Source organism: Nocardia sp. NPDC051833 (assembly GCF_040681225.1).
Lineage (GTDB): Bacteria > Actinomycetota > Actinomycetes > Mycobacteriales > Mycobacteriaceae > Nocardia.
Genome location: NZ_JBFAYK010000002.1, coordinates 788,127 through 803,077 on the forward strand (window position 1 = coordinate 788,127; position 14,951 = coordinate 803,077).

The window sequence follows — 14,951 nt, forward strand, 5'->3', positions numbered from 1 at the left end:
ATTCAGTGCACGTGCCCGAGAGCTTCGCGTCGGATATCCAGCAGTTCCCGCGCCGTCGCGGCGGGGCCCAATTTCTGGACCTGCGCGTCGGACAGGTGCTGTTCGATCTGCACCGGCGGGACGCTGATGGCACAACAGATCGCGGTGGTGAAGGCCACGGCCGTGACCATGATGAACGTGCCGTTCGGACAGCAATCCCCGTTGATCGTGAGGTTGGCCTCCAGCTGGTCGTTCGGCACCTGCGTCAACGCGGCGCGTTCGGCCGGCGTCAACGGTGGCGCGTGCCGGAGGGCGACCGCCTCCAGCGCCGCGTCGGACTCGTCCAGCCGGTGCTCGATCAGCGTCAGATGCGACGGACTCAGTTCCCCACCGTTGTAGGGATTGTCCAGAATGACCACGCCGAGATCCGGCGGCGGGAAGACGTTGGTCGCGAGAGTCCTGCCACCGTATCGAATTGTCGCGAAGACAGGTGAGCGCTGGAGCAAACGCCAGGCCTGATAGACCGAAAGTCTCTTACGGTCCACGAATCGGGGAACGATCTCGTTTTCGACCATGTCGACATCGCCGTCATGGTGGCGAATGGCGATATCGCGAACGCGCTGCAATATCGGATCGCCCTGAGCGGCGACGAAGACTCGAACAGCCCCGGGCGGACAGAGCAGCGCGCGATCGGGCTGTGACGGGACATAATCCAGAATGTCGATCTCGCGATACCGCAGTGATCGAAGAGCGAGTTCATCGGCTGCCAGATGCAGCAGGGTCTGCTCGTCCACGTCTAGACCTCCCAGCATATCGGCGATGCCTTCAGGTTAGGTGGGTAAAATACCACACACACCCATGGCACCCATGCCTTCTGTTCAGGTCTCGACGAGGATCGCGGCATCCACATATCGTGGATCACGGGCGATCGCGGCGAAATTCGAATCACCGCCGGAGTCAGAGGATTCCTCTTCTTCGGCCAATCGGTCGAGCAATTCGAAATAGCTCGCCTCGGCCGTCCGCAAGGACGCGATCGTCGCCGTCAGATCGACGTCGGCGGTGAACCGCGCCCCGCCGACACCTACCGACAAGGTCGCCAGCCATCCGTCCGAATCGGCCGCGAACATCGCCCCGCTGGTCTCGGCCCAGAACAACACCGCGCTCGGCACCGCCGCAGAGCTCGAGCGCCCTGCCGCGGCGAGCATCACCAGCGCGGTATAGATGTTCGACTCGCAGAACCCGAAGTGCATCAGATACGCCTCGAGCGCTCCCTCCCGATACCGCAGGACATAGGTCAGCCCACCGGCGTCCTCCCCGAAGCAGTCGGCGAGATACTCCCGAGGTGTCATCCCCTCCTCGGCCTGCCCCCACTCCGGCGCCGTGCCGTCCCAGAACCACCGGTCATACATCGCGCCGCGGTTCTCGATGATCTCCGGCCCCGGCACCGGGGTCTCCAGCCACTGCTCGAATGCCGCCCGCCCCATAGGAATTCGGGCGGCAACGACAAAGGTGTCCGACACAACCGGCTCCTCATCGATCTCGACGGCGCCCACCATCTCGGGCCCGCGCGCCATCCTAGATCTCACCCCTTCCCAGGGCCGCCTGATCACCTGAGCGAATTCGTTCTTGCGGTCGGCTCCCCCGGCCCCTAACCTCTACTCCCATCCGAATATTCGAACCTATGCCTCCGAATATTCGTCGAAGGGCGGAGTTCTCCCGATCGGGGGAACACGTCGGCACTGCACAACCAGGGAGTCGCCCGTGTTCGAGCGAATGGGTCGCGCCGCCACGGCGGCCGCGATCGGCATGACAGCACTGTTGACAGTCAGCACCGGCACCGCCGCGGCGGGCTTCGGTTCACTGCCGCCGGCGAACCCGCACCTGGGCCCACCGGGCACGGCCACGATGCACGGCGACGCCGAATCCTCCGACGCCACACCGTTCGCTGGTCCCGGCGCGGGGAACATCGACAGCGACTTCCGGGAACTCGCCGCAGCGTGCCCGACCATTCTCCAGGGTGCCGACGGTCTACCGCAGGCCCTGTGCACCAAGATCATCGACCGGGCCCCGAAGGTCTTCCTGCTCGATCCGGCCAACGGCCGGCCGCTCGCGTCGCTGGACCTCACCAAAGGCAGCCTCCTCGGCGGCGTCTATGCCTACCTGGACAGCAGCGACCGCATGGTCACCGTCGACGGCAGCGGCAAGCTGCTGCGCATCGGCCACCGCAGGAACGGCGACGACTGGACGGTCTTCATCGAATCCGCGACCGACATCTCCCTGGCCGTGACCGGGCACTGCGGCGGCGGGGATTGCGACGCGGTCAGCTCGGTCATGCCCGACTTCGACGGCCGGGTCTGGTTCGCCACCGACAACGCCGCGGCGGGCTTTTCCGACCCCGCGACCGGCGCGGTCCGCTCGATCGTGCTCGGTCCCGGCGAACAGGTCGCCAACAGCATCTCCACCGCGCCGGAAGGCGTGGCCATCGCCACCACGCACGCGCTGTACCTCGTCGACGTGGACGGCTCCGGCAATCCCCGGGTGGTGTGGCGGCAGGCCTACGACCGCGGCCCGGCCCGTAAACCCGGCCAGCTGTCCTGGGGCACCGGCGCCACGCCCACCTTCTTCGGCCCCGGCTCCGGCACCGAATACCTGGCGATCACCGACAACGCCGTCCCGAAGGAGAACCTGCTCGTCTTCGACACCGCGACCGGCCACCGGGTCTGCGCGGTGCCGACGGTCGACGGCACCGAGAACTCCCCCATCGGCGCAGGCAACAGCCTGTTCGTCGCCGGGACCTACGGCTACCCGTACCCGGCCGTTCCGGAAGGCGCTGGACCGAGCGAACCGGCCGATGCCGCGTTCACCGGTGGGATGGTGCGGGTCGACGTGATCGGCTCCGACTGCCGGGTGGTGTGGACCAACAAGGCGCTCTCGGCCGCGGTTCCCCGGCTCTCGGTGGCCGACGGCAAGATCTACACCGTCACCCGGCACACCATCATCCCGACCGGTAGCGTCGGGGTGACCGACAACTTCCGCTACACCGTCATCGACGCCGCCTCCGGGCGCATCGAGACCGAGAAGCTGATCGGCGCGACGGCTGTCCACAACACCCTGCAGATGGTCGGCACCATCACCCCCGATCGAATCCTCTACCAGGGCACGATGAGTGGCCTGTTCCGCATAGCACCACGCTGAGGGACGTATGCGATCATCGGAGTCGATCGGTGGCCTGTGATCCGGGAGGGGGCGAGATGCGATCGGATTCGGCTCGTCCCCAGGATGATTCACCGCCCACCAGCCGGGTGGTCGCGGTCGTGGAACTCCTCGCCGCCCGCGGCACCGCGCTCTCGGCGGCCGAGATCGCCCAGTCGCTCGAACTGAGCAGGTCGACGGTGGGCGCCATCCTGTCCACGCTCGACCGGCACGGGTGGGTCCGGCGACAGCCCGATCTGGCCTACCAGCTGGGTCCCGGTCTGTCGCGGGTCGGGCTCTCGGCACCGGCGACCCTCGTCGAAAGCACCGCGGTCGGCGCGGAACTCGAACGCCTGGCCACCCGCGTCGGCTGTGGCGCCGCGCTCACCGTGCTGAACGGCGACGAACTCACCTTCGTCGCGGTCACCGGCGGTCAGGGGCTGATTCCCGCGGGCATCGAGAACGGGACCCGGATCCCGCTGCTCCCACCGGCCGGCGCCACCCTCCTCGCGCATGCCCCCACCGCGGCGCAGAACCGATGGCTCGACCGCGGCGATCCGGAACGGCGCGCCGAGTTCCGTGGCGTCCTGGAAACGATCCGCACCACCGGCTTCTGCGCCTGGAGCCTGCGGCCCGGCGCGCTCACCGCGCTGCGGGTTCTCTCTGACGTGGTCGACCATCTCGGCGACCGCCCCGCCACCGATGAACTGCGCGGCCGGGTCCTTGGCCTGCTCGGCGACGTCACCGGCAGCGCGCACACCGAGCACGACCTGCACTCCCCCGAGTCCCTGTCACTCGGCTATCTGAGCGCGCCCGTCCTCACTACGGAAGACCGTGCCCTCTTCGAAGTCCAGATCGGTCCACTGCGCACCGAAGCGACCCTTCCCCAGCGTCGGCACTTCATCGACGAACTCCTCGCCACCACGCGCCGCCTGGAGCGCATCGCCACCGGTTCGTGAGCGCACGCAACCAATCGAATCCCGGTGATAGGTTGCGTGCCATGTCAGTCCCCGACGTCCCCGAATCCGCCGGACCGCCCCGCCGTACCGCCAAGCGTGTGATCGGCGGTATCGCGCTGATCCTGGTGGCGGTCGTTCTGCTGATCACCGGAATCCAGGCGATCATCGATCCCGCCGCGGTGGTCGCCGGATCCTCCCGCACCGGGCGCAGTCCCGACACCGACACCGAGGCGAAGATCGGCGGGTTGCTGCTGTGCTTCTTCGCGATCACGGTGCTCGGCTTCGGCATCGGCCTGGTCACCAGCAAGACGGCGCCGAAGGGTGACAGGGCCGGCTCACCCCGCTGAGCAGGCATCACCGCGGCGTAGCCGACGCGGCCCCACTGTCTCACCAGCGGTGGTCGTTGGGCCGCGGGGCCGGGCGAGGCGGAGGGAGACGTTGCGGCCGGGACGGTAGGAGTGCAGGCGCCGGACCCGCGGGCGGGAGGTTCAGGCTGTAGGCGGACTCGGCATGTTCGGATTCGTCGATGCCCTCGGCCTCGGACTCGGAGTCAACGCGCAGGCCGACGAGCCGGTCGACGATCCACGCCAGCAGCAACGTCGCCAGGAAGGAATAGGCCATGACGGCCACCGAAGCGATGGCCTGGCGCTGCAACTGGACGAACCCGCCACCGTAGAGCAGCCCGTTGCCACCCGCGGGGTTGACCGAGACATCGGCGAACACGCCGACCAACAGGGTGCCGACCACCCCGCCGACCAGGTGAACTCCGACCACGTCGAGCGAATCGTCGTAGCCGAAGGTGTATTTCAGGCTCACCGCGAGCGCGCAACAGACACCCGCGGCCACTCCGATGCACAAGGCGCCGACGACGCCGACGAAACCGCACGCGGGGGTGACGGCGACCAGCCCCGCGACCGCGCCCGAGGACGCCCCGATGGTGGTGGGTCTCCCGTCCCGGAGTTGTTCGACGACGATCCAGGCGAACGACGCGGCACCTGCCGCGATGGTGGTGTTGGTGAACGCCAGGGCGGCGAGATCGCCTGCGGTCAGCGCGGATCCGGCATTGAAGCCGTACCAGCCGAACCACAGCAGGGACGCGCCGAGCAAGGTGAACGGCACATTGTGTGGCCGGGCGATGCTGCGCGGCCAGCCGTGGCGTTTGCCGAGCACCAGCGCCAACGCCAATGCCGCCGCGCCCGCGTTGATGTGCACCGCGGTGCCACCCGCGAAATCGAACGCGCGAAGCTGGTTCGCGATCCACCCGCCGACATCGGCGGAGGCGCCGGAGGAATCGGTGTCGGTGAATCCGGTGACGTGGAAAACCCAATGCGCGACCGGGAAATAGACGACGGTGACCCACAGGGCCGCGAACACTATCCACGACCAGAAGCGGGTCCGCCCGGCGATCGCACCGGTGATCAACGCCGTGGTGATGACCGCGAACATCAACTGGAACATGACGAACGCCATGGTCGGGATCTGGTGCCCCACCGGCCCGGACAACGTCGCGTGGGTCGTGCGCAACAGCGCGTGCGACATGTCCCCCACGAGCCCGTAATAGACGTCGTCACCGAATGTTTCGCTGTAGCCGTAGAGCACCCAGAGCGTCGACACCACACCCAGACAGACGAAGTTCATCATCAACATGTTGAGCACACTCTTGCTGCCCACCATGCCCCCGTAGAAGAACGCCAGTCCCGGTGTCATCAACATGACCAGCGCGGCGCAGGCCAGCACCCACGCGGTATCTCCCGAATTCACATTCGTACCTCTTGTCCGACAGGATTCCGGCACAGCATCGAGAAGCGCTGTTTCCCCGAACAACCCGCGGTGTTTCGAGCCGATGAATTCAGTGGACCGGGTCGGGACTACATCGCGAGCCGCCTCATGCCGGAACCGAGTCGGGCTCAGCGGGCCGGAGGGTGGCGGCGCTGGTGATCTCCGCGCCACCGGCGCGCAGTTCGGCCCAGTCCTGCGGATCGTGGCTGATCCACACGGTGGTACCCGGCTGGGTGCCGAGCAGTTTGAGCTTCTGGAGTGCGCTGTTCTTGTCGAGACGATCGACATCGAAGGGCATGCCGATGGTGAGGTCGACATTGGCCCTGGTGTGCGCCGCGTCGCTGGTCAGGATCAATGTGCTCTCGTCGGGCAGACGCAGCTTCAGACCCAGCGTGCCGGGGGTGTGCCCGTGCAACGAGAGGAGTACGACGCTGCCGTCGCCGAACAGATCGTGGTCGTAGCCGGCGGGGACCTCGTTCCACGCGATCTTCTGCGCGGCCGCGATGTCGTCTTCCCGGAAGAACGCTTCGTCGAGCTTCGACGGCGTCTTGGCGTAACGCAGCTCTCCGGCGCCGATGAAGCCCTGTGCGTGCGGGAAGAGGTCGAGTCCGCCCGTGTGATCGAAGTGCATGTGCGACAGCACCACCCGACGGACATCGCGGGTCGTGTACCCGACGGCCTCGATCTGACGGTCGAGCCGGTACTCCTCGGGAAAATCGATCTGGAAGGCCGAGGCCATCTCCCCGTACGCCGCGGCGGGGTCACCGGCACCGACCGTGGCCAACCCGGCGTCGAACACCATCAGGCCTTCGTCGTGCTCGATGAGGAATGTCGGCGCGGGGATGGTCTCCAGCGCGCCGCCCGTACCGAGCATCAGGATGCCGCAGTCGACGGTGAGTGTCGGTGCGTCCAACGCCCACACGCGACGGACGGTCTTGGTTGCTGCCATGAGGACTCCAATGTCTTGCCGGCGACGAGGTGCTGAGAATTGTTAGTTAGCGCAATTCAGCATTAAATATTGTGCGCATAAACGTCAGAGGTGCGCCTGGCGACGCCGCGACCATGTTGGCCCGCGATCCGTCATCCACCCAGGTGACCGAAGCATATCTTCACCACTCTCAATTTTCAACAGTTGACTAGATTTAGTCTCTACCTGCACACATAGACACAGAAGCAGCCCAGAAACGGACCATCCGGCATCCAGCCACAGGCCGGGCCGTCCGCCCCACCAGGCGAAGGCACGCCTGCGATCTAGCAGCGATTACGTTTGAAACGCATTAAATGTTATGCACTATTCAGTACTCTGATCGCGGGGATTGAGCCCGGGCGACGCACCGCTCACCCGGCGTCCCCATCCGAACCGCCCACTCCCCCACAGCCGAAGACCCTCTCGCACGGGCAGGAGCGCGCGGCCATTCTCACCCAGAAAAAGAGATCCGATGAGTTCACCGAAGAACCCGGCAACCGCGTTCGGCATGCGCCCAGCCCAGCTGGCAGTCGTCTTGTTCTGCGCGTTCCTGAACCTGCTCGACGGCTACGACGTCCTGGTGATGGGCTTCGCGATGCCACACCTACCGGAGGGGTTCGCGTCGAACGCGCAGAAGGGCTATCTGGTCAGCGCCGCGCTCGCGGGCATGGCGGTCGGCGCGATCGGGCTCGCCCGCTACGCCGATGTCTACGGACGCCGCCGCATCCTGCTGATCGGCCTGGCCATCAATACGATCGGGCTCGCGGCCTCGGCCCTGTCGGTCGACTTCGAGACGCTGCTGCTGTCGCGGTTCGTCACCGGCATCGCCATCGGCACGATCAGCGTAGTGATCATCGTGCTCGGCCAGGAGAGCGCTCCCGAACACCGGCGCAGCATCGCACTGGGCATCGTGATGATCGGATATCCGATCGGCACGATGCTGGCCGGCTTCGCCGGGGCGGGACTCATCACCTGGGTCGGCGGAGCGTGGCAGGGGATGTTCTGGATCGGCGCGGCCCTCGGCGCGCTGTCGTTGCTGGTCACCGCCGTCTTCCTCCGGGAGTCCAGCGACTTCCTCACACGGCGGGACGCCGGGGAACAGGATCAGCAGACGGTCCCCACCGACGAGACACAGCTGCTCGGGCGAACGCTGCGGACGCGGACCATTCTGCTGGCTGGTGGCTATTCGATGCTGACGGCCGCCTACTACTTCGTGGGCACCTGGACCCCGCAGCTGATCAAGAACGCCAGCGGCGACGCGGGCAGCGGCGCGCTGGCCGGGATCATGATCGGCCTGGGCGCGGTCATCGGCGGCACCGCCTTCGGCGCGATCGGCCTGAAGTTCGCCGGCGCCCGGATCGCGGCGGCGGCCGCTGTGGTGGCCGCCGTGGCGATCGCCGTGTTCGCGGTGACGCTCCGGGGCCCCATCGCACTGACGACGGCAGCCGTGCTCGGCGCGGCGATCTACGCGGCGGTGACCGGATACACCTCCACCTCTACCGCGGTCTACCCGGTCCTCGCCCGCGCCAAGGGGTACGGCGCCATGATGGGCGTCGGTCGAGCCGGCGCCATTCTGTCGCCGATCATCGCCGGCTACGCGTTGAGCGTGCTGACACCGCGGGCGATGTACCTGGCGGTCATCGTCCCCCTGGCGATCGCGGCGATCACCGCGGTGGCGCTGCTGCGCGTGCGCCGCACGGTCGACATCGAATCACCGACAGCGCAGGAGCCCCGCGAGGCCGTCACGGATTCGTGAACACCCTCCGACGCGCCGATCCCGCTAGCCGGGATCGGCGACGAACATCCTGATCAGCGTCTGCGACACCTGATCGGCGAATTCCTCGACCCCCAGCGCGCTCCCGGGCTTGAACCATTCGCCGATCAGGGCCAGGCCGCCCAGCGCGAGATTCAGCGTGACGTGCAGGCGATCCGCCGGGATGGCCTGCGGCGCGGCGACGAGTTCGTCGACCACGCCACGAAAGATCGAGGTCTGTTCGCGCCGCAGCTCGTCGCGCCGCTGCTCGAGCGCCTCGATCGGCACCTGCACCTTGAGGAACAGCGGGATGAACTCGGGATACTCGCGCAAGGTGACCACGGCTTCCTCGCGGAACATCATGCGCAGCCGGTGCAGCGGAGATCCGTCGGACTCGGCGATCACGCGCAACCGGGGAAACACCTCGGACGCGGCGTGTTCCATGCAGCGGAGGAACAGTTCCTCCTTCGACGGGAAGTAGTAGTAGAGGCTGGAACCGCGCATGTCGAGCTCGGCGCCGATCGCCTCGAAGTTGGTTGCCTCGTAGCCGCATTCAGCGAACAACCGCGCCGCGGTGTGCTCGATCAGCCGAACGCGATCAGCACGTTTGCGCATGGCGCGGGTCTCCGGTCGCCCGGCGGTCTCGGCACCGACACGGCCCGAATCGGTGCCGGCACGTGGCGCACTCATCGTCTACCTCCCTGTCGAACTCCATGCGCCAAGGGCCCGAGGCAGTCCCGACACTCCGGCGAGTCTAGCGAACCCCGTGGTCTCCGCCCCGTACGACAGCACCTTGCCATTCGGGGATATTCTATATAATCTACTCATCTGTAGAACTTCTGGATGCGTGATGATTCGCCGCATCGGTTCGGACCGCCGGTCGTCATCACCGGTAGAAGATGGAGTGGAGTCGTGGATATCTCCGGAGTGGACGTCGCGCATGCCGACGAAGTGCTGATCGGCGGTGTGTTCCGACCTGCCACGGGTGACGGCTACACCGTCGTCGCGCCGTCGACCGGCAAGCCGGTCACCGTCGTCCGCCACCCGTCGGTGGCCGAGGCGATCGCGGCGGTCGACGCCGCCGACGCCGCGCGCGAGACGTGGGCGCGCACGCCGCTCTCCGCACGGATCGCGACGACGGCGCGCTGGTTCGAGCTGATCGACGCCCGCGCCGCCGAATTGGAGGTGGTGTGGGCGGTCGAGGCCGGGATGCCGCTGCGTCACGGCCGGGCGCTGCACCGGTTCGGCACCACCGCGGCCTGGCGGTCGGCCCTCGACAGCGCCGAGACGATGCTGAGCGAGCAACGCCGTCCGTCCGAACTCGGCGAGGTGCTGCTGCGCCGGGAACCCGTCGGTGTCGTGGTGGCGATCCTGCCGTACAACGGGCCGGTCGTCACCATCGCGTCCAAAGTGGTTCCCGCCCTGCTCGCCGGGTGTCCCGTGGTGATCAAAGGCGCGCCCGAATCGCATCTGACGATGGCGCTGATCGCCGACTGCGCGGTGCGCGCGGGCTTCCCCGCCGGTGTGGTCGGCATCGTCTGCGGACCGGTCGAGGTGGGCAAGGCGTTGACCCGTGACCCTCGGGTGGACATGGTCTCGCTCACCGGCGGGCACACCGCCGCACAGGACGTGCTCGCCGCGACCCACGGCCGCTACGCCCGGACCCAGCTCGAACTCGGCGGCAAGTCCCCCGCGCTGATCCTCGACGACGCACCGCTGGACCGGGCGCTGCGTGCGCTGGTTCCCGGCGCCACCAACGGCGCGGGCCAGGTGTGCGCGCTCCTGTCCAGGATTCTGGTCTCCGAGCGCAGGCACGACGAAGTGATCGACCGCCTGCGAGCCGGGTGGGAGCGCTTGACCATCGGTGACCCGCTGGACCCGAAGACACATCTCGGTCCGTTGATCAGCGAGGCCGCGCTACGACGCACCGAAGACTTCGTCGCCGGGGCCGAAGCCGACGGCGCACGACTGGTGACCGGGGGCAAGCGGCCCGCGCATCTGGCTACCGGGTGGTTCCACGAGCCGACCCTGTTCACCCACGTCTCCGAGGACTCCGACCTGGTCCAGCGCGAAGTGTTCGGGCCGGTCACCGCCGTGCAGGTGTACCGCGATCTCGACGACGCCGTCCGCCTGGCCAATGCCACCGCCTTCGGTTTGTCGGGTGCGGTGTTCACCGCCGACGCCGCGGTCGGCATCGAGGTGGCGCGCCGGATCCGCGCGGGCGCCGTGGCGGTGAACTCCTTCGGTCCCGCGATGAGCGCGCCGTTCGGCGGCGTCGGAGCGTCGGGCTGGGGCCGCGAATCGGGGCCCGAGGGGATTCTCGGGTTCACCGAACTCCAGCAGATCCTCGTCGGGGCGGTGTGAGCCCGTGAACCGACTCGCCGACTCCGAGCCGCAGGCCAGAGGGCCGCTGACCGGACTCAAAATCATCGAGCTGGCCGGGCTCGGACCGGGACCGTGGTGCGGGATGCTACTCAGCGATCTCGGCGCCGAGGTCCTGCGCGTCGACCGGCCCAGCGCGGTGGGCTCGCTGCGCACCGATCTGGGCGCGAGCAACGGCCGCCAGCCCGCGTTCGTCAACGACCGCGGGCGACGATCGGTGGCCATCGATCTCAAGCACCCCGACGGCGTGGAAACCCTGCTGCGGCTGGTCGAGCAGGCCGACGCGCTCCTCGAAGGCAACCGGCCCGGCGTCACCGAACGCCTCGGCGTCGGCCCCGCGACCTGCCTCGCCCGCAACCCACGTCTGGTCTACGGCCGGGCGACCGGATGGGGACAGGACGGGCCGCTGAGCCAGACCGCCGGGCACGATCTGAACTACCTGTCGTTGTCCGGACTGCTCGCCGCCATGGGCCCGGCGGGCGGCGCGCCTGCGATCCCGCTGAATCTGCTCGGCGACTACGCCGGTGGCGGCCTGATGCTCGCGATGGGCCTGCTCTCGGCGCTGTGGGAAGCGCGCGGCAGCGGCCGCGGCCAAGTGGTCGACGCCGCGATGGTCGACGGGATCGCGCTGCTCGGCGGCGTATTCTACGGACAGCGGCAGGCGGGGATGCACGGTCTCGAGCGCGGGACGAACATGCTCGACGGCGGTGCCCCGTTCTACAGCGTGTACGAAACCGCCGACGGCGGCTGGATGGCCGTGGGAGCCATCGAGTCCCCGTTCTTCGCCGAACTGCTCGAGGTACTGGGTATGCAACCGGAACTCGTCGACTCTCAGTGGGATCGCGCGCACTGGCCGCGGATGCGCTCGCTGCTCGCGGCGGTGTTCGCTACCAAGTCCCGTGCGGAGTGGGAAGCCGCCTTCGCCGGGCGGGAGGCCTGCACGACCCCGGTCCTCGACCTGGACGAAGCGATGAAGCACGAGCATGCCACGGCCCGGCGCAGCTTCCTTCCGGTCGACGGCGTCCTCCAGCCCGCACCCGCGCCGCGATTCAGCCGCACCCCCGGCGCCGTGCAGGGCCCTTCGGTCCCGGCGGGAACGAATACCACTCGAGCACTCGCCGACTGGGGCTTCGACCCATCCGAGATCGAAGCCCTCCGCGCCGCCGGAGCGGTCCGCTAGCAGACAAGGATCACCACGAATGAGTCACTGCCGACGCACACACCGGAGCGTCCCATGGGGATGAGCCTGAACTACATCACCGACGCGATCGCCGCGCAGATACCCGCCGTCGACCCGAGCAAGCCCGCGGTCGCGCTCGGCGGCGAACCCGCCCTGAGCTGGCTCGAACTCCGAGCGACCGAGCTGCGCTACGCGCGGGCGCTGCAGCAGGCCGGCGTCGGCAAAGGCGATCGGGTCGGTCTGCTCCTGCGCAACTGCACCGACTACATCGCGCTCTACCTGGCGATCGGCCGGGTCGGCGCCATCGCGGTGCGCCTCAATTGGCGACTCACCGAACCGGAATTGCGTTTCGCACTGAGCGATTCCGAGCCCCGGGTCCTGGTGTTCGATGCCGAGTTCGCCCCCGTCGTCGCCGCCCTCCGCGACACCGTCGCGGTCTCGACCTATGTCGTGCGCGGCGAGACCGGCGCCGACGCCACGCCGCTGTCGGTGTTCGCCGCGCAGGCTTCCGATGCCGCGGGCTTCCCGGTCGTCTCCGCCGAAGACCCGGTGTCACTGATGTATTCGTCGGGAACCACCGGTCGGCCCAAGGGTGCGTTGTTCTCCCACGGCAACGCCCTGTGGATCGGCTCGATCCAGGCCCAGCGCTGGCGCATCGACAGCGACACCGTCTGCCAGACCAGCGGTCCCCTGTTCCACGCCGGCGGCTTCGAGGTCCTGCTCCTGCCCGCCCTGATCGCCCACGGCACCGCGATCACCTTCCCGTCGGGCAACTTCACCCTCGAGAACTTCCTCGACGTCGCCGACCGGCACGCGGCCACCGACGTGCTGCTGTATCCGTTCATGCTCTTCGACCTGCTGCGCGGCAGCGAGGACCTCATCCATCGCGTCCCACCCACCGTGCGGCGCATCGTCACCGGCGGCGACATCGTGATGCCCTGGGTCTACGACGAGCTCGAGCAGCGCCTGCCCGGCGTCGAGCTGGTCCAGTCCTACAGCCTCACCGAAGGCGGCGCGGTCAGCACCAGCCTGGAATTCGATGTCGCGCGCGGCCACGAGAGCAGCATCGGCACGCCCCAGGCGATGACCGAGATCAAGGTGATCCGGCCGGACGGCTCGCTCACCGACACCGATGAAGTCGGTGAGATCTGTGTCCGCAGCGGCGGGGTGAGCATCGGCTACTGGAACCGTCCGGAAGCAGATCGCGCCACCTTCGTCGACGGCTGGTGCCACTCCGGCGATCTCGGGCGCATCGACGCCGAGGGCTTCCTCACCATCGCCGGACGCGCCAAGGACATGTACCGCAGCGGCGGCGAGAACGTCTACCCCGCCGAGATCGAGATGGTGCTGTCCGGACATCCCGATGTCGCGGACGCCGCCGTCATCGGGGTCCCGGATCAGCGCTATGTCGAAGTCGGGGCCGCGCTGATCGTCGCGGCGGAGGACAGCTCCGTCGACATCGACGCGCTGCGCACCTGGTTGGGTGAGCGGCTCGCGAAATACAAAGTGCCCAAACACTTCTACGTCGTCGGCGAGCTGCCCCGCAATGCCAACGGCAAGGTCCTCAAGAACGTTCTGCGCGATACCTACGGGCAGACCACGACAACGGAGAAGAACACATGACACGAGCAGCACTGTTCGAACTGGCAGGCGGCCCGCTCCGGCTCGCCGACATCGAGATCGCGCGACCTGGCCCCGGTGAGGTCGTCGTCGACGTGAAGGCGACCGGCGTCTGCCATTCCGACGTCGGCGTATTCTCCGGCAAGCTCCCCGCGCCACTGCCGCTGGTGCTCGGCCACGAGGGCGCCGGTGTCGTCGTCGAGATCGGCGACGGCGTGGACGACCTCGCCGTCGGCGACCACGTGGTGCTGTCCTGGCTGGCGAGCTGCGGCACCTGCTTCTACTGCCAGCGCGCCGAACAACACCTGTGCGGACGCCCCCGGACCATGCTCGGCGCCCACACCATGCCCGACGGCAGCACCCGGATGAGTCTCGGCGGCACACCCGTGCGGCAGTTCTGCGGACTCGGCACCTTCTCCCAGCGCACCGTCGTCCCCGCCGGAGCGGCCATCCGGATCTCCGACCAGGTGCCGATCGCCTCGGCCGCCCTGCTCGGCTGTGGCGTGCTCACCGGATTCGGCGCCGCGGTCAAGACCGGCGGTGTTCGTGTCGGTGACGCTGTCGCGGTCATCGGTTGCGGCGGTGTGGGTCTCAATGCCGTCCAAGGCGCCCGGATCGCGGGCGCGACCACCATCATCGCCATCGATGTCCACGCCGACCGGCTCGCCCTGGCCACCGAACTCGGCGCGACCCACACGCTCACCGCGGGCCCCGAGGTGGTCAAGAAGGTCCAGCAGCTCACCGGCCGCCGGGGCGCCGATGTCGTCATCGAGGTGGCCGGGCGGCAGGAGACGGTCAACCAGGCCGTCGCGATGGCACGGCGTGGTGGCACCGCCGTGCTCGTCGGCGCCGGGCCCGGCGTCGGTGTCGACGAGGTCTTCAACAATGTCGTCATGTCCGGAAAGACGGTCAAGGGCTGCCTGTACGGCTCGGCCCATGTCAAACGCGACATCCCCCATCTCGTCGAGCTCTACCAGAGCGGCGCGCTGCTGCTGGACCAGCTGGTCACCGAGACCTTCGATTTCGGCGACATCGGCAAGGCGGTCGACTACTGCGCCGGCGAGAACGGTGCGCGAGCTGTCGTCGTTTCCTGATCCGGCACACCATGATTCGAGGCCGCCTACCGGTTTCGCGGGCTCG

At 68.0% G+C, this 14,951-nt stretch carries 13 protein-coding genes; 8 read left to right on the top strand and 5 right to left on the bottom strand.

All coding sequences use genetic code 11. The annotated features are described in order from the left end of the window. Window positions 1–2: 2 nt before the first annotated feature. Window positions 3–773, bottom strand: coding sequence for a hypothetical protein (locus tag AB0L91_RS21780; protein WP_365012566.1), 771 nt, complete (start codon window positions 771–773; stop codon window positions 3–5). An 84-nt stretch (window positions 774–857) separates the two neighbouring features. Continuing rightward, on the bottom strand, window positions 858–1,553 hold the full coding sequence (locus AB0L91_RS21785) for a hypothetical protein (RefSeq protein ID WP_365012568.1): 696 nt from the start codon (window positions 1,551–1,553) through the stop codon (window positions 858–860). 187 nt (window positions 1,554–1,740) lie between these two features. On the opposite strand from AB0L91_RS21785, the gene AB0L91_RS21790 reads away from it, so the two are divergent. From AB0L91_RS21790 to AB0L91_RS21800, 3 genes are read left to right on the top strand one after another with little or no spacing between them, the layout of a single operon-like run. Next, window positions 1,741–3,174 (top strand): hypothetical protein, encoded by a 1,434-nt coding sequence (locus AB0L91_RS21790; RefSeq protein ID WP_365012569.1) that lies wholly within the window; start codon window positions 1,741–1,743, stop codon window positions 3,172–3,174. 56 nt (window positions 3,175–3,230) lie between these two features. After that, the gene (locus tag AB0L91_RS21795; protein ID WP_365012571.1) at window positions 3,231–4,130 is read left to right on the top strand and encodes a helix-turn-helix domain-containing protein; all 900 of its coding nucleotides are present in this window, start codon (window positions 3,231–3,233) and stop codon (window positions 4,128–4,130) included. Between the two features lie 41 nt (window positions 4,131–4,171). After that, a complete protein-coding gene (locus AB0L91_RS21800; protein WP_365012574.1) occupies window positions 4,172–4,477 on the top strand; it encodes a hypothetical protein in 306 nt (101 codons plus the stop codon). 40 nt (window positions 4,478–4,517) lie between these two features. Here the strand turns inward: AB0L91_RS21800 and AB0L91_RS21805 are convergent, their stop codons facing one another. Further along, a complete protein-coding gene (locus AB0L91_RS21805; RefSeq protein ID WP_365012575.1) occupies window positions 4,518–5,891 on the bottom strand; it encodes an ammonium transporter in 1,374 nt (457 codons plus the stop codon). 124 nt (window positions 5,892–6,015) lie between these two features. Beyond that, a complete protein-coding gene (locus AB0L91_RS21810; RefSeq protein WP_365012577.1) occupies window positions 6,016–6,858 on the bottom strand; it encodes an N-acyl homoserine lactonase family protein in 843 nt (280 codons plus the stop codon). Window positions 6,859–7,348: 490 nt separating this feature from the next. On the opposite strand from AB0L91_RS21810, the gene AB0L91_RS21815 reads away from it, so the two are divergent. Then, entirely contained in the window at window positions 7,349–8,632 is a 1,284-nt protein-coding gene (locus AB0L91_RS21815; protein ID WP_365012579.1) for an MFS transporter, read from the top strand. Between the two features lie 24 nt (window positions 8,633–8,656). On the opposite strand, the gene AB0L91_RS21820 is transcribed toward AB0L91_RS21815, so the two are convergent. After that, window positions 8,657–9,319 carry a TetR/AcrR family transcriptional regulator gene (locus AB0L91_RS21820; protein ID WP_365012581.1) on the bottom strand — a complete coding sequence of 221 codons (663 nt, stop codon included), beginning with the start codon at window positions 9,317–9,319 and terminating at the stop codon, window positions 8,657–8,659. Between the two features lie 222 nt (window positions 9,320–9,541). On the opposite strand from AB0L91_RS21820, the gene AB0L91_RS21825 reads away from it, so the two are divergent. From AB0L91_RS21825 to AB0L91_RS21840, 4 genes are read left to right on the top strand one after another with little or no spacing between them, the layout of a single operon-like run. Continuing rightward, entirely contained in the window at window positions 9,542–10,993 is a 1,452-nt protein-coding gene (locus tag AB0L91_RS21825; protein ID WP_365012583.1) for an aldehyde dehydrogenase family protein, read from the top strand. 4 nt (window positions 10,994–10,997) lie between these two features. Next, on the top strand, window positions 10,998–12,191 hold the full coding sequence (locus tag AB0L91_RS21830) for a CaiB/BaiF CoA-transferase family protein (protein ID WP_365012585.1): 1,194 nt from the start codon (window positions 10,998–11,000) through the stop codon (window positions 12,189–12,191). A gap of 54 nt (window positions 12,192–12,245) precedes the next feature. Then, window positions 12,246–13,814 (top strand): class I adenylate-forming enzyme family protein, encoded by a 1,569-nt coding sequence (locus tag AB0L91_RS21835; protein ID WP_365012588.1) that lies wholly within the window; start codon window positions 12,246–12,248, stop codon window positions 13,812–13,814. Continuing rightward, a complete protein-coding gene (locus tag AB0L91_RS21840) occupies window positions 13,811–14,905 on the top strand; it encodes a Zn-dependent alcohol dehydrogenase (RefSeq protein ID WP_365012592.1) in 1,095 nt (364 codons plus the stop codon). Before AB0L91_RS21835 ends, AB0L91_RS21840 begins: the two co-directional genes overlap by 4 nt. Window positions 14,906–14,951 lie beyond the last annotated feature (46 nt).